Below are 15,739 nucleotides of genomic sequence, written 5' to 3'. Positions count from 1 at the left end.
ATGACCAGTTTTTAAAAAGTGGACTGCTCTGATGCGCCGACGTTCCGCCACCCAATCATTAGTTCGCCTGCTCGGTCAGTGGCAGGAAAGCCCCTCTTCCACGCCGCTCTGGCGCCAGCTTACCGATGCGCTGCGGTTGCTGATTCTTGATGGCCGACTGCCGCTGGATACCCGCCTGCCTGGCGAGCGCGAATTTGCCAGCGCGCTTGGTGTTAGCCGTACGACCATTGCCAGCGCGCTGGCGCAGTTGCGTGATGAGGGTTACGTACAGAGCCGTCAGGGCAGTGGCTCGACGGTGAGACTGGCTGGTGAAAACCGCCCGTCCACGCCACGCTTAAATACCGCCCAAACGCTGAATCTCTCTACCGCCGCGCTGGCGGCAGGGGCAGAAATTCACCAGGCCTATAGCCACGCGCTATCGATGCTGCCGGAGTACCTTGCTACGACAGGCTACGATCAGCATGGCCTGCCCGTGTTACGCGAGGCGATTGCCCAACGCTACACCGCTCGCGGTCTGGCTACTCATGCCGATGAAATTATGCTGGTGAACGGGGCGGTCAGCGGGCTGGCGCTGATTCTGCGCTATCTGACCGGGCCGGGCGATCGGGTAGTGGTGGAAACACCCACCTATCCGCTGGCGATTTCCGCCATTGAGGGAGCCTCCTGCCGTCCGGTGGCTCTGCCGCTGCCGGACCGGGGATGGGATACCGATGGGCTGGCGGCGATCATTGCCCAGACGGCCCCGCGCCTGGCGTATCTGATGCCCGATTTTCAAAACCCCACCGGGCAATGCATGGATCGCGCCACGCGGCAGACCGTCGCCGATCTGGCGGCCCGCACCTGCACGACGCTGGTCGTGGACGAAACCATGGTCGATTTATGGTACAACGCGCCGCCGCCGCCTCCACTGGCGGCCTTTAACCGCGAGGCGCCGATTATTAGCGTGGGTTCAACCGGCAAAAGCTTTTGGGGTGGATTACGACTGGGCTGGATCCGCGCATCGTCACAAACCATTGCCGCGTTGGTTCAAACCCGGGATACCCTGGATTTAGGTTCGCCGCTGCTGGAACAGCTGGCCACCTGCTGGTTACTGGAAAACGAAAGTACTCTGCTGCCCGCAAGACGTCATCAGCTGAAAGCCCGTCGCGACATGTGTGCCTCGCTGATGCAGGAGTATTTCCCACAGTGGAAATTCAGGATGCCGGAGGGCGGACTGTCGTTTTGGGTTGAACTACCGGAAATGATGGCGACACGTTTTGCCGCGCGCGCGGAAGGCAGCGGAATTCATATTGGCGTGGGGACGCGTTTTGGTCTGGCCGGAAGCGGCGAGCGAAATTTACGTCTTCCCTTCACCCTGGATGATGAAACGCTGCGTCGCGCGTTCACTACGTTGCAGCCAATATGGGCAACGTTAGCAGGCCAGTCCGGGGGAAATAAGATGCGAAAAATAATCTAACCGTGCGCATACCTATCTCGCCACCCAATAACGAAACCGGCCTGGCGCTGATATATTCTTTAAAAAGATAACGCCAAATAAAAGAATATATTAGTGCTGCGGAGGAATCGGAAAGCCTTTCAGTGAAATAACGAAAGATTCGCCCTCTTTCTTAATTTTTGCCCCGGTATCACACCAGTCAGAGGCGATACGAAAGAATTCATCGCTGCCGACGTTCCAGTTGAGAAGAACATGCTTGACGTAGCCCGAGCGTAACAGAGCGCAGGCTTCACTATAGTTACACGCTATTGTCGGTTGCTGTTTCATTTTTTCTTCTTCAGTAATTTACGTAATGCTTTGATTTCTTTAGGTGTAAATGGTGAAACATCCTCTTCCGTATGCTGGCTATCGATGTCGTCTTCACATACACCCGCCTCTTCTTCCGCCGTAAAGCCCGACAGCAGTAGCTTCTCCGCCGCGGCCCCTAAAGTCAGGCCATTGGCCTCAGCATAGTGACGAAGTTTCTCTTTAACGGTCTCATCAATTTTTACGTTCAGCACTGCAATTGTCATGTTTACCTTCCCGTAGCAACGCGTCATCCCGAACGCGTGTGTTAACCACTGAAAAATGGTTTTGTGTATTATTTCTGTAATAACTAATACATGAACTCAACAACACATTCCACAAATATATTTTTAACACAACAGGCAATATAAATACCCAATATTAATTTAAATACAATTTATGACACGTACATGACAGTATTATTACAAATAAATGAAGCTTAATTGACGCGCAGGCGAGAATAACCTTAATAAATAAAGGGATTAATAACATTACGGAGAATGAAAAAAAAGAGGGAATACAAATGGGTGGGGGCCCTGCCAGCTACATCCCGGCACACGCGTCATCTGCCTTGGCTGCTTCCTTCCGGACCTGACCTGGTAAACAGAGTAGCGTTGCGGGAGAACCAACAGAGCCCCCATTGAGAGCGTTGTTACCCAACGCGCTGGCGCATTATCCCTGCTGAAGCAGGCAATTGCAAGCTATCCGCTTCTACCTGCTGGATTCTTGCGCAATCCTCCCTTCACACGGGACATCAGGCTGATTATGCTAAAGGTTCTGCCTTCAGGAACTGACTATGGATGCTTTAGATTCTTTCCCCCAACGCGTTTGGCAAATCGTCGCCTCCATTCCGGAAGGGTATGTGACGACCTACGGCGATGTCGCCCGGCTGGCTGGTTCCCCGCGCGCCGCGCGGCAGGTAGGCGGCGTGCTCAAACGCCTGCCGGAAGGCTCAACGCTGCCGTGGTACCGTGTGGTAAACCGTCACGGCGCAATATCGCTTACCGGGCCGGATCTTCAACGCCAGCGTCAGGCGCTGCTGGCTGAAGGGGTACAGGTATCGGGGAGCGGACAAATTGATATGCAGAAATATCGCTGGCGATATTGAGATTCTGGCGTCACAGAACCGAAGTCGTCAGTCTGCGACGAACAAAAAAATGCCCTCACGCTGGAGGGCATTTTCATTTACGGCACCTGAACCGGCGCGGTGTCCTGCACCGGTACCGCGGTTTGCTGTACCGGAACCAGGGTCACATCGGCCTTGGTACCGCCGTGGTTGATGACTTCCTGGATAGTATCGGTAATAAACAGCAGCTTACCGTCGAGGGTCACCGCCGCGCTTAACAGGATGCGGGCGTTAGGCTGAATATCTGCCGGGTTATACGGCAGCACAAAGCTAAACGGCGCCTGCTTACCTTCGGTACGGGTCACTTTCTGCGACAGCACTTTTGCCGGCGCATCGGCCAGGGAAGCATCCGACAGCGTGACCGTCAGCACCGCTTCCGGCGGCAGCGCCACTTTCTGGCGAATCCACACGTTACCAGAGACGGTCGGGCCGGTAATGGCCTCAGCCTGAGTTGCTGCTTGCGGCGCAGGCGTCTGATTCTGACTTTGCTGGTGAGTCTGGGCACAGCCCGCGAGGGTCAGCGCAATCGCCAGACCGCTTAAGATCGGCACGAGTTTCATTAGCATTCTCCTTTTCGCTCACTCAAATTAAGGCTGTTTTCTCAATTGAGTGACATCGCCTTAACAACTTTTACCGCTCAAGTGTGGCACATATTTCACATTAATGCCTGCAAATGCCCCATTATTCAGATAATTGAACCCATCGGACCACTGACGAAACTGCGTTATAATGGAAACATTCACCTGACGCTGTGACAGTAAAAATATAGAGGGTATCAATGAGCCAGGCGCTATCGAATCTGCTGACATTATTAAATCTGGAAAAAATTGAAGAAGGTCTGTTCCGCGGCCAGAGTGAAGATCTTGGCCTCCGTCAGGTCTTTGGCGGGCAGGTTGTTGGCCAGGCGCTGTATGCCGCGAAAGAAACGGTCCCGACCGATCGACTGGTACACTCGTTCCACAGCTACTTCCTGCGCCCGGGCGACAGCCAAAAACCGATCGTTTACGACGTCGAAGTGTTGCGCGACGGCAACAGTTTTAGCGCCCGCCGCGTCGCGGCCATTCAGCACGGTAAACCGATCTTTTATATGACCGCCTCTTTCCAGGCGCCGGAACCGGGCTACGAGCATCAGAAAAGCATGCCAGCCGCGCCATCGCCGGACGGTCTACCTTCTGAAACCGACATCGCCCGCTCGCTGGCGCATCTGCTGCCGCCGCAGGCCAAAGAGAAGTTTCTCTGCGATAAGCCGCTGGAAATTCGCCCGGTTGAGTTCCACAACCCGCTGAAGGGGCACGTCGCGGAACCGCGCCGCCAGGTGTGGATGCGCGCTAACGGCGCGGTGCCGGATGATTTGCACATCCACCAGTATCTGCTCGGCTATGCCTCGGACTTTAACTTCCTGCCGGTGGCACTGCAGCCGCACGGCGTTGGCTTCCTTGAGCCAGGCATGCAGGTGGCGACCATCGACCATTCGATGTGGTTCCACCGTCCGTTCAACATGAACGAATGGCTGCTCTACAGCGTGGAAAGCACCTCGGCCTCCAGCGCGCGCGGTTTTGTACGCGGCGAATTCTATACTCAGGATGGCGTGCTGGTCGCCTCGACGGTGCAGGAAGGCGTCATGCGTAACCGCAACTAATGCGCTTCACGCACAAAAAAGCCTCCCAATGGGAGGCTTTTTTGGCTTTGGAGATAACTCATGATCCGTCGAATGAGGCGCAAACGTCAGTGTCGGCGGATTCCCGGCTTCGCAATGCTCGGCCGGGTGACAGGCGTTATCAGGCGTTGTAGGCGTTTTCGCCGTGGCTGTTGACGTCCAGACCTTCACGCTCCTGCTCTTCCGGCACGCGCAGACCCACCGTCAGATCCGCCACTTTATAACCGATAAAGGCCACAACGCCGGACCAAACGATAGTGATGGCGATACTTTCCAGCTGCACCAGCACCTGATGGCTCATGGTGACGCCTTCAGCGTACCCCACACCGCCCAGCGCGGTTGAAGCAAAGATACCGGTCAGAATACAGCCGATGATGCCGCACACCCCGTGGACACCGAACACGTCGCAGGGGTCATCCACACGCAGCCAGCGTTTCAGGGAAGTCACGCCCCACAGACCGGCCAGACCCACCACAATACCCAGAATCAGCGCACCGCCGACACCAATATAACCGCATGCCGGAGTGATACCCACCAGCCCTGCAATTGCACCGGAACAGGCACCCAACAGCGAAGGTTTGCCGCGCAGCGCCCACTCGCCGAAGACCCAGCCGAGGATAGCGGCGGCAGTCGCGACGACGGTGTTCACAAAGGCCAGACCGGCAATTTCATTCGCTGCGCTGGCGGAACCGGCGTTGAAGCCGAACCAGCCAAAATAGAGGATCGCCGTGCCAATAAACACCATCGGCAGGTTGTGCGGTTTGAAAGCTTCTTTACCGAAGCCTACGCGTTTACCAATCAGGTAAGCGCCCACCAGACCGGCTACCGCCGCGTTAATGTGCACCACCGTGCCGCCCGCAAAGTCCAGCGCGCCATGGCTTGCCAGCAGACCACCACCCCACACCATATGGGCGATCGGGATGTAGGAGAGCGTCAGCCAAATCACCACGAAAATCAGCACCGCAGAGAAACGAATACGTTCCGCCAGCGCGCCGACAATCAGCCCCACGGTGATGCAGGCGAAGGAGCCCTGGAACGCCACGTGGATGTACTGATAGAAGGAGCCCATCAGATCGGTGATTTTGATATTTTTCAACATGATCCAGTCGAAGCTACCGAAGAAGCTGCCGCCAGTGCCGAAGGCCAGGGAATAGCCGTAAACCACCCACAGTACGCACACCAGAGCGAAGGTGACCGCGACCTGCGTCAGCATCGAGAGCACGTTCTTACCGCGAATCAGACCGCCGTAGAACAGCGCAATGCCCGGAATGGTCATAAACAGCACCAGCGCGGTACAAATCATCATAAAGGCGTTATCCGCTTTATCCACCGCCGCCGGTGCCGCCATCGCCAGACCCGGCAACAGCGCCAGCGCGCTCAACCCCGTTTTTACCATTGTTTTTTTCATCATCTCGATCCCTATTACTGTGCTGTCTGGGAATTACAGCGCCGCTTCGTCGGCTTCGCCGGTACGAATACGGATTACGCGCTGCAGTTCGGCGACAAAAATCTTACCGTCGCCAATTTTTCCGGTATAAGCGGCTTTACTGATGACGTCGACGACTTCATCGAGCTGATCGTCGGCGATAGCCACATCAATCTTAACCTTCGGCAGGAAGTTGACGCTGTATTCCGCACCGCGGTAAAGCTCTGCATGACCTTTCTGGCGACCAAAGCCTTTCACTTCCGTCACCGTTAAGCCCTGAATGCCAATAGAAGACAGCGCTTCGCGAACGTCTTCGAGTTTGAATGGTTTGATTACCACGGTAACCAGCTTCATAGATCCCCTCCAGTCAGAATTTGGTAGTGGCTGCGAACACACAACAGATAAAGCAAGGGGCGTGCCAGAAATGAAAAAACGGCATTCATGCGGGATAATCAGGGATGGTGTGCGGGAAATCGTGGGACAAAAAAGAAAAACGCACCATGCGAGTGCATGATGCGCGTCACAAATGCATTCTGTTAGAAAAATGCCTGTCTCTGGTGCATCAGGCGGTCAAAGCATCGTCCTGAGCGCTGGCGGCCAGTTCTTCCCCGGCCAACTGTAGTTGATACATCTGCCAGTAACGCCCTTTTGCTTCAAGCAGTTGCTGATGCGTTCCCTGTTCTACCGCCTGCCCACGATGAAGCACCATGATGGTGTCCGCTTCGACGATAGTCGATAAACGGTGAGCAATCACCACCAGCGTGGTGTGTTGACGCACGGCGGCCAGCGCCTGCTGGATAGCGCGCTCGGTGCCGGAGTCGATATTGGCGGTCGCTTCGTCGAGAATCAGCACCTGCGGGGTATCAACCAACACGCGAGCCAGCGCGAGCAGCTGTTTCTGCCCAACCGAAAGGTTATTGCCCTGCTCGCCAAGATGGGTATAGATACCGTCGCTCATGCTGCGCGCCAGCTCCGCCAGTTGCACCGTTTCCAGCACCTGCCAGACCTGCGCCTCACTGATATCACGCCCCAGTGTGACGTTGGCAAAGAACGAATCTGCCAGCACCACTGGGTCCTGCTGCACCACGGCGATCCCCTGGCGCAGCACCTGATGACTCAGGCTCGACAATGGACGACCGCCGAGGCGAATCTCCCCCGCGTTCGGCGGATAATAGCCCATCAGCAGGCTGGCCAGCGTACTCTTGCCGCTGCCAGTATGCCCGACCAGCGCCACAAAGCTCCGCGCCGGAATCGACAGCGAGATATTTTGCAGCACCATTTTGTCGCTACGGTAGGCAAACGACACGTTATCAATATCAATGTCACCGTTGGCTAACGGCGCAATATCCTCGCCGTACTGCTGGCGCGGACGATCCATCAGCTCAAAGACGCGCTCCCCGGCGACCACCGCCTGTTGCAGCATTGACTGCTGGGTGGTGAGCTCAATCAACGGTTCGTTCAGACGCCCCAGGTAGCTAATAAAGGCGTACAGCACCCCCACCTCAATCGTTCCCTGCGCGCTAAAGCCGAACAACATCAGTAGCCCACAGAGGATCAGCGAGGAAAACAGGCTCAGCAGCGGGCGCAGCAGGAAGCCGTCAAGCCGCAGGGTTTGCATACGCGCCAGATAGTGTGAACGGCTGACCTCGCCAATACGCTCGCCAAAGCGCACCTGCTGGCGAAACTGCTGGATCACACTCATGCCGTTGATCACTTCGTTAAAGCCATCGTTGATGTCGGCAAGATACGCACGCACGCGGCGTACAATCGGCGTGCTGTAACGCTGATAAATCACCATCACCGTCATGACCGCCGGGAAAATGACAATCGCCACCAGCGCCATGCGCCAGTCGAGGCTGAACATGGCGACCAGCATGGCGCCAATCAGCGCCGCGCTGCGCAGCACCGTCGCCACCACGGTCACGTAAAGGTCACGAATCACTTCGGTGTCGTTGGTTACCCGCGAAATAAGCTGACCAACCGGCTGGGTATCAAATTCGCTTAGCGGCTGGCGCAGCGCGGCATCCATCACGTCGGTTCGCAGCTGTTGCACCACGCCGACCGCCGCGCGGTTAAACAGCAGCGACTGGCTATAGTGCAGCGTCGCGGCCAGCAGTTGCAGGCCAATATAGGCCGCCGCAAGACCAGCCACTTTCCCCCACGGCAAAATGTCTTTCGCCACCATATTATCGATAAAATAGCTGATCAGCAGCGGCCCGCTCACTTCAGCGGCAGCCGCCACCCACAACATCGCCACGGCAATCGACAGCGGCTTACGCCACGGCGAGCCGTAGGCCAGCAGCCGTTTTAAGGTTGGCCACAGTTGCCCGAAACTACGCATTCACTTCCTCCGGTTTCTCTTCTTCCGGCGCGTCGTTCAGCGCGGCTTCCAGCTGTTGATAACGGTACATATCACGATACCAGCCGGCCTGCGCCGCCAGCTGTTCATGCTGCCCGTGCTGGGCAATATGCCCATGCTGCATCACGATGATCTCGCTGGCGTCAGTCAGCGCCGATAAGCGATGGGCGCTGATAATGACTGTCCGCCCTTCGCCCCACTGACGCAGGTTATGCAATATTTGATGCTCAGTACGGCCATCAACCGCCGACAGCGCGTCGTCGAGAATCAGGATTTCAGCATCCAGCAGCAGCGCGCGAGCAATCGAAATGCGCTGTTTTTGCCCGCCGGAGAGCATCACGCCACGCTCGCCCACTTCGGTGTCGTACCCCTGTGGCAGACGCAGAATATCTTCATGCACGCAGGCCAGCTTCGCCGCGCGTTCAATTTCTTCCTGCGTGGCGCTCGGGCAGCCCAATGCGATATTGCTGGCCACCGTATCGGAAAACAGGAATGGCGTCTGGCTGACGACCGCCAGACGGCTGCGCCAGGCATCGAGCTGAAGCTGGCGTAGAGGAATATCGTGGAAACGGATCTCACCGTCATCCACGTCGAAGTGGCGCTGAATCAGCGCCAGAATAGTCGATTTTCCAGAGCCGGTCGGCCCGCAGATGCCCAGCATTTGCCCCGGTTTCAGCGTGACGTTAACCTCCTCAAGGGTCGGCTTGTCGGTTTGCGGGTAGCTAAAGCGGTGTATCGCCAGCGCGAGCGTACCGCGCCCTTCCGGCACCGGCTGGACGCCATCGTTCACCACCGGCGCTTCCGCCAGCAAAGTGCGAATGCGGCTATAGGCTGCGCTGCCGCGCTCGACAATGTTGAACATCCACGCCAGCGCCAGCATCGGCCAAATCATCAGCCCAAGGTACATCATAAAACTGGTCAACTGGCCGAGCGTCAGATCGCCCTGCATCACCATCCAGCTACCGCCGGCAATCGCCAGCAGGTTCGCCATGCCGATAGCAATATAAATCGTCGGGTCAAAGCGCGCGTCGATACGCGCGACGCGCATGTTTTTCACCCCGGTGTCCGCCGCGTCGGCGGCAAACTGCGCAGACTGCCGGTCTTCAAGGCCGAAGGCTTTGATCATGCGAATGCTGGTCAGGCTTTCCTGGGTGCGATCGTTAAGGCTGGAGAACGCCGCCTGCGCCACTTTGAAGCGCTCGTGCAGCAGATCGCCGTAACGATGGATAACCAGCGCCATAATCGGCATCGGCACCAGCGCTAATAATGTCAGCTGCCAGCTGAGCTGGGTGGACATCACGATCAGCACCGCGCAGCCCATCACCAGCGAGTCCACCAGCGTCAGCACGCCTTCCCCGGCGGCGAAGACCACGCGGTCAACATCGTTGGTGGCCCGCGCCATCAGGTCGCCGGTACGGTGGCGCAGATAGAATTCCGGATGCTGGCGGCTGAGCTGACGATAGAAATCTTCACGCAGTTCGACGGCCAACTGGTAGGATGCCCCAAACAGCAGCACGCGCCAGACGTAGCGCAGCAGATAGACCACCACGGCAATCAGAACCATAGTGCCAATCCACATCATCAGCTTACCGGCGGTGAAGTGGTGTTGCGTCACGCCATCAACCACGATCCCCACGACTTTTGGCGGAATCAGTTGGAGAATGGCAATGATAATTAGCAGGGCCACGGCGCCGAGATAGCGACGCCATTCCCGACGAAAGTACCAGCTAAGTTGAGCAAATAATCGCACGCAGTAAAATTCCAGAGATAGAGTTATTCGATGGGAAGTGCTGTGGTGTATTTAATCTGTTCCATCGCAAAGCTTGAGGTGACGTCCGACAGTCCGGGGACGCGATTCACCAGGCTTTTGTAAAAATCATCGTAGCGTTTCATGTCAGCAACCTGCACGCGCATCAGGTAATCATACTCCCCGGCCATACGCCAGAAGCCGAGCACCTCAGGCATTTGCGTCACTTCGCTGACAAACAGGCTGTACCAGTCGCTGCTGTGATGCTGGGTTTTAATCAGGACGAACGCCGTCAACCCTAAACCGAGTTTTTCCGGATCCAGCAGCGCCACACGCCCGAGCAGCACGCCGTCATCTTCCAGCCGTTTAAGCCGTTTCCAGCATGGCGTGGTGGTCAGATTAACGGCATCCGCTAACGCCTGCAAAGAGAGCGTGCAGTCATTCTGCAGCAAGGAGAGCAGCTTACGGTCAATTTTATCTAACATTACCTTCACCGAGAGAAAAATTTTCTCTCTTAATTGTATTTTAAAGGTCAGATGGCAACAATTTTTTCTGCCGTTTTCGCTAAGCTGGGCACAAAATGACAAACGGAAAATGATGATGAATAGCACCTGGGTCAAAAATGCCATTAGCGAAATTAACGCCGATTATCAACGCAGCGCCGATACGCATCTGATTCGTTTGTCGCTGCCCGCTTTCCCCGGTATTCAGCTGTATCTGAAAGATGAAAGTACCCATCCCACCGGCAGCCTGAAGCACCGCCTGGCGCGTTCGCTGTTCCTCTATGGGCTGTGCAACGGCTGGATTCAGGAAGGCACGACGATTATTGAATCCTCTTCCGGTTCCACTGCGGTGTCCGAAGCCTATTTTGCCCGCCTGCTGGGGCTGCCGTTTATTGCGGTCATGCCTGCCTGTACGGCGAAACGCAAAATCGAACAAATTGAATTCTACGGCGGCCGCTGCCATTTCGTGGAGAGTGCCTGTGAAATCTACGCCGCATCGGAAAAACTGGCCCGCGAGCTGAACGGCCATTATATGGATCAATTCACCTACGCTGAACGCGCCACCGACTGGCGCGGCAACAATAATATTGCCGACAGCATTTTCCGCCAGATGTCTCACGAACCGAATCCGGTGCCGTCATGGGTGGTGATGAGCGCGGGCACCGGTGGCACCTCCGCCACCATTGGTCGCTACATTCGCTGCCAGGGTTACGACACGCGACTGCTGGTCGTCGATCCAGAAAATTCAGTCTTCCTCGACTACTGGCAGCACCGCGACGTCAGCCTACGCGGCAGCGTCGGCAGTAAAATCGAGGGTATTGGCCGCCCGCGCGTCGAACCGTCGTTTATCCCGGACGTCGTCGATGACATGCTGCGCGTGCCGGACGCCGCCAGCGTCGCCACCGCGCAGTGGCTGGAAACCCAGTTGGGCCGCAAAGTGGGCGCTTCCACTGGCACCAATATGTGGGGCGCGCTGCAGCTGGCTGCGCAAATGCGCGCCGAAGGGAAACGCGGTTCGATCGTCACACTGCTGTGCGACAGCGGCGAGCGCTATCTCGATACCTATTACAACGCCGAATGGGTGGCGACTAATATCGGCGATATCGCGCCGTGGCGTCGTGAAATCGAGCGGCTGATCGCCCAATAAAAAAAGCCCGACATCATCAGATGCCGGGCTTGCTGGTAAGTCTCTCTATTCGGGGGAATAAGGTAGATTTGGTGTATCCAGCCAATGCGTTAAATAGTGGGAAACCGCCTGGTTGTTGCAGTTTCCGATAACCGGCAGATGAGGCAGCGCCGCTTTAAGCTGCCCCATTGCGTTGCCCATGATCACGCCCCGGCCCACCAGCCCCAGCATTTCACGGTCGTTCATGGCATCGCCAAAGGCCATGCACTCTTCCATGCCGACGCCAAGATGGTCGCTCAGCACCTTCAGCGCCGCGCCTTTATTGCTGCCACGCGGCAGCACTTCCAGACAGTCTATCGCTGAGAAACAGATATCGGCGCGATCATGCAGTGCTTCTGTGAGTTGAATACGCAGGCGGCAGAGATCGTCGTGATCGCCACAGAAACAAATTTTGGTCACCTGATGCGCCGGGATCCGCCGCAGATCGCGCAGCTGGTAGGAGAAACCGCTATACACATGCGCCTTGAGTAATTCCGGGATCTCGCGCCCGGTAAACCAGCCGTTATCGTTAAAAACGTGCATGCTGGCTTTGGTATCCCAGTAGGAATGCAGCACCTGCTCGGCGACGTCTGCAGCAAGGTCGCTGCGGTACAGCACTTCGCCCTGTTGGGTATGAATGCGCGTCCCGTTACCGGTAATTAAATATGCGTTCAGCGAAAGCGTGTCGACCAGCGGACGCATCTCCAGCACATGACGTCCGGTAGCAAAAGTCAGCGTAATTTGCCGTTCGCGCAGCCGTTTCAGTACCGCAACGGTTCTCTCGCCTAAACGATGGTCTGGCATCAACAGTGTGCCATCCATATCAAACGCCGCCAGTCTTGCCATGATTTTTCCCGCCTGTGATCGCTCTCTCTTGTCAGTCAGTATCTGCTGGGATATACGGAAGTAATACTGAATACTTCATTTTTATTGTTCCGGGTTTATATGCGACTGTTAAATCGTTTAAATCAGTTCCAGCGTCTGTGGCTGCCGTCGCAGGGTGACGATCAGCAGGTGACCATTGCCGAGCTGGCCGCCCGCTGTTTTTGCAGCGAGCGCCATGTGCGCACGCTGCTGCGTCAGGCGCAGGAGGCCGGGTGGCTCAGCTGGCAGGCGCAGTCCGGGCGCGGTAAGCGTGGTCAGCTACGTTTTCACACCACACCGGAGGCGCTGCGTAATGAGATGATGGAGACCGCACTCAACCGTGGGGAACAGCACAATGCGCTGGAACTTGCGCAAATTGCCCCGGTTGAGCTGCGGGCGCTACTGCATCCGTTTCTCGGCGGTCAGTGGCAAAACAACACGCCGACGCTGCGTATTCCCTACTATCGCCCGCTGGAACCACTGCATCCCGGCTTCCTCTCCGGGCGTGCAGAGCAACATCTGGCCGGACAGATCTATTCAGGCTTGACCCGCTTCAACCATGAGGCCTCTCAGCCGCAGGGGGATTTGGCTCACCACTGGTCGGTTTCTCCGGACGGGCTGCACTGGCAGTTTTACATTCGCTCGACGCTGCACTGGCACAACGGTGACGCCGTCGAGACGGAACAGCTACGCCGCCGTCTGCTGATGCTCTTCGAACTACCGGAGCTGGCAAAGCTGTTCGCCAGCGTGAAAGAAATTACCCAAACCCACCCTCAGTGTTTGAGCTTTATCCTGCATCGCCCGGACTATTGGCTACCGCACCGGCTGGCCAGCTACTGCAGCGTGCTGGCGCATCCGGACGACCCGGTGCAAGGGACCGGCCCCTTTATGCTGAAGATCTTCGAGCCTGAGCTGGTGCGTATTGAGAGTCACCATCGCTATCATCAAAGCCATCCGCTGCTCCAGGCGATCGAGTACTGGATCACGCCACAGTTGTTCGAGCAAGGACTCGGCACCAGCTGCCAGCATCCGGTGCAGATAGCCATCGGCAAGCCGGAAGAGTTGGCTGAGTTACGGTTAGTCAGCCACAGTATTAGCCTCGGTTTTTGCTATCTGGCGTTGCGTCAGAGCCCACGACTGAGCATGGCGCAGGCGCAGCGGGTCATTGCGCTGATTCACCGCTCCGGCCTGCTGCAAAGCCTGCCGCTAGGCGAAAACCTGATAACACCAAGCGAAGAGATGCTGCCTGGCTGGGATATCCCGTTGGTGCCGGAAGACGATGACGTCGCCCTGCCTTCCCGTCTCACTCTGCTTTATCACCTGCCGGTCGAACTGCATACGATGGCAGAGGAGTTGAAAATCGCACTCGCACGGCAAGGCTGCGAATTAACGGTGCTGTTCTACGATGCCAAAAACTGGACCGGTTGCCCCCACCTCCCCCAGGCCGACCTGTTTATGGGCGACAGGCTCATCGGCGAGATGCCGGAATATGCGCTGGAACAATGGCTACGCTGCGACGCGCTGTGGCCGGCGCTGTTTACCGATTCACAGGCTGCCCGCGTGCAGTCGGCGCTGGATGAAGCGCAGGCGTTGCCGGATGATGGCCTGCGAATTGCCGCGCTGAAGCGTATTTTTACGCGCTTAATGAGTGACGCCATCCTGACGCCGCTGTTTAACTATCAGTACCAGGTTAGCGCGCCGCCGGGGGTTAACGGCATTCGCCTTAACGCCCGCGGCTGGTTCGATTTTAGCGCGGCCTGGCTGCCGCCCACCGTGCGGTGAAGAAGCTGGTCGCCGCGCCGCACAGGCGTTACCATAGCGGCTTTCAGATTCACAGACAGGAAAAACCATGAAACGTGCCGTTGTCGTCTTTAGCGGTGGACAAGACTCCACTACATGCCTGGTGCAGGCGCTGCATCAATATGATGAAGTGCACTGCGTCACGTTTGATTATGGTCAGCGCCACCGCGCCGAAATTGACGTCGCCCGCGAACTGGCTTTAAAGCTAGGCGCCCGCGCGCACAAGGTGCTGGACGTCACTCTGTTGAACGAACTGGCGGTCAGCAGCCTGACCCGCGACAGTATTCCGGTACCGGACTATGAGCCCAGTGCCGATGGCATTCCCAACACCTTCGTGCCGGGGCGCAATATTCTGTTCCTGACGCTAACGGCGATTTACGCTTATCAGGTGCATGCAGAAGCGGTCATTACCGGCGTGTGCGAGACCGACTTCTCCGGCTATCCGGATTGCCGCGACGAATTCGTGAAGGCCCTGAACCATGCGGTGAGCTTAGGGATGGCGAAAGATATTCGTTTTGAAACGCCGCTGATGTGGCTGGACAAAGCGCAGACCTGGGCGCTGGCGGACTACTGGGGCAAGCTAGATCTGGTGCGCAGCGAGACGCTGACCTGCTACAACGGCATTAAGGGCGATGGCTGCGGCCACTGCGCGGCCTGTCATCTTCGCGCCAACGGGTTAAATCATTATCTGGCGGATAAGCCGGGCGTGATGGCCGCGATGAAACAAAAAACCGGACTGAAATAAGTCTTGAGACATTATCGATAAAACAGGATGCCAGGCCGGATAAGGCAACGCCGCCATCCGGCAACTGCGCTGCGCAGCCTGATGGCGCTTAGCTCATCAGGCCTACGAATTACGCTACCTTCAGTCTCAACACATTACTCAACCATTGCTTCCAGATGCTGCCGCAACTCGCCTTCCAACGGCAGCGCCTTCTGGGTTTTCAGATCGATACACACAAAGGTGATCAGCGCATCGGCCACCACCTGGCCTTCCGGATTTAGCGTCACCACCTGGCTGAGTACGCCGCTTTTGCCGTTTAGCTGCTCCACTTTGCTGGTCACCGTCAGCACGTCGCCCAGCACCGCCGGGCGGCGGTAGTTGATGTTGATATTCACCACCACAAAGGCAATGTGGTGCGCGCTCATCCACTGGAACCCCGCGCTATTTTCCAGCCCGTCCCAGCGGGCCTCTTCCAGAAACTCCAGATAGCGGGCGTTGTTAACGTGCTGGTACACGTCCAGGTGATAACCGCGAACTTTGATTTGTGTCTGCATAGCGCCATAGCCTTGTTATTTTAAATTATGAATA

At 56.8% G+C, this 15,739-nt stretch carries 16 protein-coding genes and 1 other RNA gene; 6 read left to right on the top strand and 11 right to left on the bottom strand.

Features of this window, described 5'->3' with window-relative positions:
• Positions 1-28 precede the first annotated feature (28 nt).
• Positions 29-1,456 (top strand): PLP-dependent aminotransferase family protein, encoded by a 1,428-nt coding sequence (locus tag K7B04_RS11390; RefSeq protein ID WP_223804153.1) that lies wholly within the window; start codon positions 29-31, stop codon positions 1,454-1,456.
• 90 nt (positions 1,457-1,546) lie between these two features.
• On the opposite strand, the gene K7B04_RS11385 is transcribed toward K7B04_RS11390, so the two are convergent.
• The 3 genes from K7B04_RS11385 to ffs form a co-directional block, all read right to left on the bottom strand.
• Entirely contained in the window at positions 1,547-1,762 is a 216-nt protein-coding gene (locus K7B04_RS11385; RefSeq protein ID WP_065356864.1) for a hypothetical protein, read from the bottom strand.
• Positions 1,759-2,007 carry a hypothetical protein gene (locus K7B04_RS11380; RefSeq protein WP_223804044.1) on the bottom strand — a complete coding sequence of 83 codons (249 nt, stop codon included), beginning with the start codon at positions 2,005-2,007 and terminating at the stop codon, positions 1,759-1,761. The genes K7B04_RS11385 and K7B04_RS11380 overlap by 4 nt, the downstream gene beginning before the upstream one ends.
• A gap of 307 nt (positions 2,008-2,314) precedes the next feature.
• Positions 2,315-2,411, bottom strand: an RNA gene (gene ffs, locus K7B04_RS11375) — signal recognition particle sRNA small type.
• A 165-nt stretch (positions 2,412-2,576) separates the two neighbouring features.
• Between ffs and K7B04_RS11370 the strand changes: the two genes are divergently transcribed.
• A complete protein-coding gene (locus K7B04_RS11370; protein ID WP_065356865.1) occupies positions 2,577-2,888 on the top strand; it encodes an MGMT family protein in 312 nt (103 codons plus the stop codon).
• Between the two features lie 77 nt (positions 2,889-2,965).
• Here K7B04_RS11370 and K7B04_RS11365 read toward each other — a convergent pair whose 3' ends face one another.
• Complete coding sequence (locus tag K7B04_RS11365) at positions 2,966-3,466, bottom strand: YbaY family lipoprotein (protein WP_163445938.1); 501 nt, start codon at positions 3,464-3,466, stop codon at positions 2,966-2,968.
• A 218-nt stretch (positions 3,467-3,684) separates the two neighbouring features.
• Here K7B04_RS11365 and tesB point away from each other — a divergent pair, with 218 nt between their 5' ends.
• Positions 3,685-4,545 carry an acyl-CoA thioesterase II gene (gene tesB / locus K7B04_RS11360; RefSeq protein ID WP_065356867.1) on the top strand — a complete coding sequence of 287 codons (861 nt, stop codon included), beginning with the start codon at positions 3,685-3,687 and terminating at the stop codon, positions 4,543-4,545.
• A 139-nt stretch (positions 4,546-4,684) separates the two neighbouring features.
• Here the strand turns inward: tesB and amtB are convergent, their stop codons facing one another.
• From amtB to K7B04_RS11335, 5 genes are all read right to left on the bottom strand, one after another.
• The gene (gene amtB, locus K7B04_RS11355; protein WP_064548126.1) at positions 4,685-5,971 is read right to left on the bottom strand and encodes an ammonium transporter AmtB; all 1,287 of its coding nucleotides are present in this window, start codon (positions 5,969-5,971) and stop codon (positions 4,685-4,687) included.
• Positions 5,972-6,004: 33 nt separating this feature from the next.
• Positions 6,005-6,343, bottom strand: a complete 339-nt coding sequence (glnK, locus tag K7B04_RS11350; RefSeq protein ID WP_004858743.1) for a P-II family nitrogen regulator — start codon at positions 6,341-6,343, stop codon at positions 6,005-6,007.
• A gap of 208 nt (positions 6,344-6,551) precedes the next feature.
• On the bottom strand, positions 6,552-8,330 hold the full coding sequence (locus K7B04_RS11345; RefSeq protein WP_163445937.1) for a SmdB family multidrug efflux ABC transporter permease/ATP-binding protein: 1,779 nt from the start codon (positions 8,328-8,330) through the stop codon (positions 6,552-6,554).
• Positions 8,323-10,098 carry a SmdA family multidrug ABC transporter permease/ATP-binding protein gene (locus K7B04_RS11340; protein ID WP_163445936.1) on the bottom strand — a complete coding sequence of 592 codons (1,776 nt, stop codon included), beginning with the start codon at positions 10,096-10,098 and terminating at the stop codon, positions 8,323-8,325. Before K7B04_RS11340 ends, K7B04_RS11345 begins: the two co-directional genes overlap by 8 nt.
• A 23-nt stretch (positions 10,099-10,121) precedes the next feature.
• Complete coding sequence (locus tag K7B04_RS11335; protein ID WP_065356870.1) at positions 10,122-10,580, bottom strand: Lrp/AsnC family transcriptional regulator; 459 nt, start codon at positions 10,578-10,580, stop codon at positions 10,122-10,124.
• Positions 10,581-10,692: 112 nt separating this feature from the next.
• On the opposite strand from K7B04_RS11335, the gene K7B04_RS11330 reads away from it, so the two are divergent.
• Entirely contained in the window at positions 10,693-11,745 is a 1,053-nt protein-coding gene (locus K7B04_RS11330) for a PLP-dependent cysteine synthase family protein (protein ID WP_223804152.1), read from the top strand.
• 45 nt (positions 11,746-11,790) lie between these two features.
• On the opposite strand, the gene cof is transcribed toward K7B04_RS11330, so the two are convergent.
• Positions 11,791-12,609 (bottom strand): HMP-PP phosphatase, encoded by an 819-nt coding sequence (gene cof / locus K7B04_RS11325; protein WP_223804043.1) that lies wholly within the window; start codon positions 12,607-12,609, stop codon positions 11,791-11,793.
• Positions 12,610-12,708: 99 nt separating this feature from the next.
• Between cof and K7B04_RS11320 the strand changes: the two genes are divergently transcribed.
• Both K7B04_RS11320 and queC read left to right on the top strand, forming a co-directional pair.
• A complete protein-coding gene (locus K7B04_RS11320) occupies positions 12,709-14,409 on the top strand; it encodes an SgrR family transcriptional regulator (RefSeq protein WP_223804042.1) in 1,701 nt (566 codons plus the stop codon).
• Between the two features lie 67 nt (positions 14,410-14,476).
• On the top strand, positions 14,477-15,172 hold the full coding sequence (gene queC / locus K7B04_RS11315) for a 7-cyano-7-deazaguanine synthase QueC (RefSeq protein WP_223804041.1): 696 nt from the start codon (positions 14,477-14,479) through the stop codon (positions 15,170-15,172).
• A gap of 134 nt (positions 15,173-15,306) precedes the next feature.
• Here the strand turns inward: queC and K7B04_RS11310 are convergent, their stop codons facing one another.
• Positions 15,307-15,705: a YbgC/FadM family acyl-CoA thioesterase gene (locus K7B04_RS11310; protein ID WP_163445932.1), complete on the bottom strand. Its 399-nt coding sequence runs from the start codon at positions 15,703-15,705 to the stop codon at positions 15,307-15,309.
• Positions 15,706-15,739 lie beyond the last annotated feature (34 nt).

Origin of the sequence: Kluyvera sp. CRP (assembly GCF_019930565.1) — a bacterium.
Taxonomy (GTDB): Bacteria; Pseudomonadota; Gammaproteobacteria; order Enterobacterales; family Enterobacteriaceae; genus Kluyvera; species Kluyvera georgiana_A.
The sequence above is the reverse complement of the archived record's forward strand: the minus strand, read 5'-3'. Positions and strand labels throughout refer to the sequence as shown.

Bases quoted from the DNA above. Each gene is read 5' to 3' on its own strand.
- K7B04_RS11385 (WP_065356864.1), bottom strand. From the start codon at position 1,762: ATGAAACAGCAACCGACAATAGCGTGTAACTATAGTGAAGCCTGCGCT.
- K7B04_RS11380 (WP_223804044.1), bottom strand. From the start codon at position 2,007: ATGACAATTGCAGTGCTGAACGTAAAAATTGATGAGACCGTTAAAGAG.
- K7B04_RS11370 (WP_065356865.1), top strand. From the start codon at position 2,577: ATGGATGCTTTAGATTCTTTCCCCCAACGCGTTTGGCAAATCGTCGCC.
- K7B04_RS11365 (WP_163445938.1), bottom strand. From the start codon at position 3,466: ATGAAACTCGTGCCGATCTTAAGCGGTCTGGCGATTGCGCTGACCCTC.
- tesB (WP_065356867.1), top strand. From the start codon at position 3,685: ATGAGCCAGGCGCTATCGAATCTGCTGACATTATTAAATCTGGAAAAA.
- amtB (WP_064548126.1), bottom strand. From the start codon at position 5,971: ATGAAAAAAACAATGGTAAAAACGGGGTTGAGCGCGCTGGCGCTGTTG.
- glnK (WP_004858743.1), bottom strand. From the start codon at position 6,343: ATGAAGCTGGTTACCGTGGTAATCAAACCATTCAAACTCGAAGACGTT.
- K7B04_RS11345 (WP_163445937.1), bottom strand. From the start codon at position 8,330: ATGCGTAGTTTCGGGCAACTGTGGCCAACCTTAAAACGGCTGCTGGCC.
- K7B04_RS11335 (WP_065356870.1), bottom strand. From the start codon at position 10,580: ATGTTAGATAAAATTGACCGTAAGCTGCTCTCCTTGCTGCAGAATGAC.
- K7B04_RS11330 (WP_223804152.1), top strand. From the start codon at position 10,693: ATGATGAATAGCACCTGGGTCAAAAATGCCATTAGCGAAATTAACGCC.
- cof (WP_223804043.1), bottom strand. From the start codon at position 12,609: ATGGCAAGACTGGCGGCGTTTGATATGGATGGCACACTGTTGATGCCA.
- K7B04_RS11320 (WP_223804042.1), top strand. From the start codon at position 12,709: ATGCGACTGTTAAATCGTTTAAATCAGTTCCAGCGTCTGTGGCTGCCG.
- queC (WP_223804041.1), top strand. From the start codon at position 14,477: ATGAAACGTGCCGTTGTCGTCTTTAGCGGTGGACAAGACTCCACTACA.
- K7B04_RS11310 (WP_163445932.1), bottom strand. From the start codon at position 15,705: ATGCAGACACAAATCAAAGTTCGCGGTTATCACCTGGACGTGTACCAG.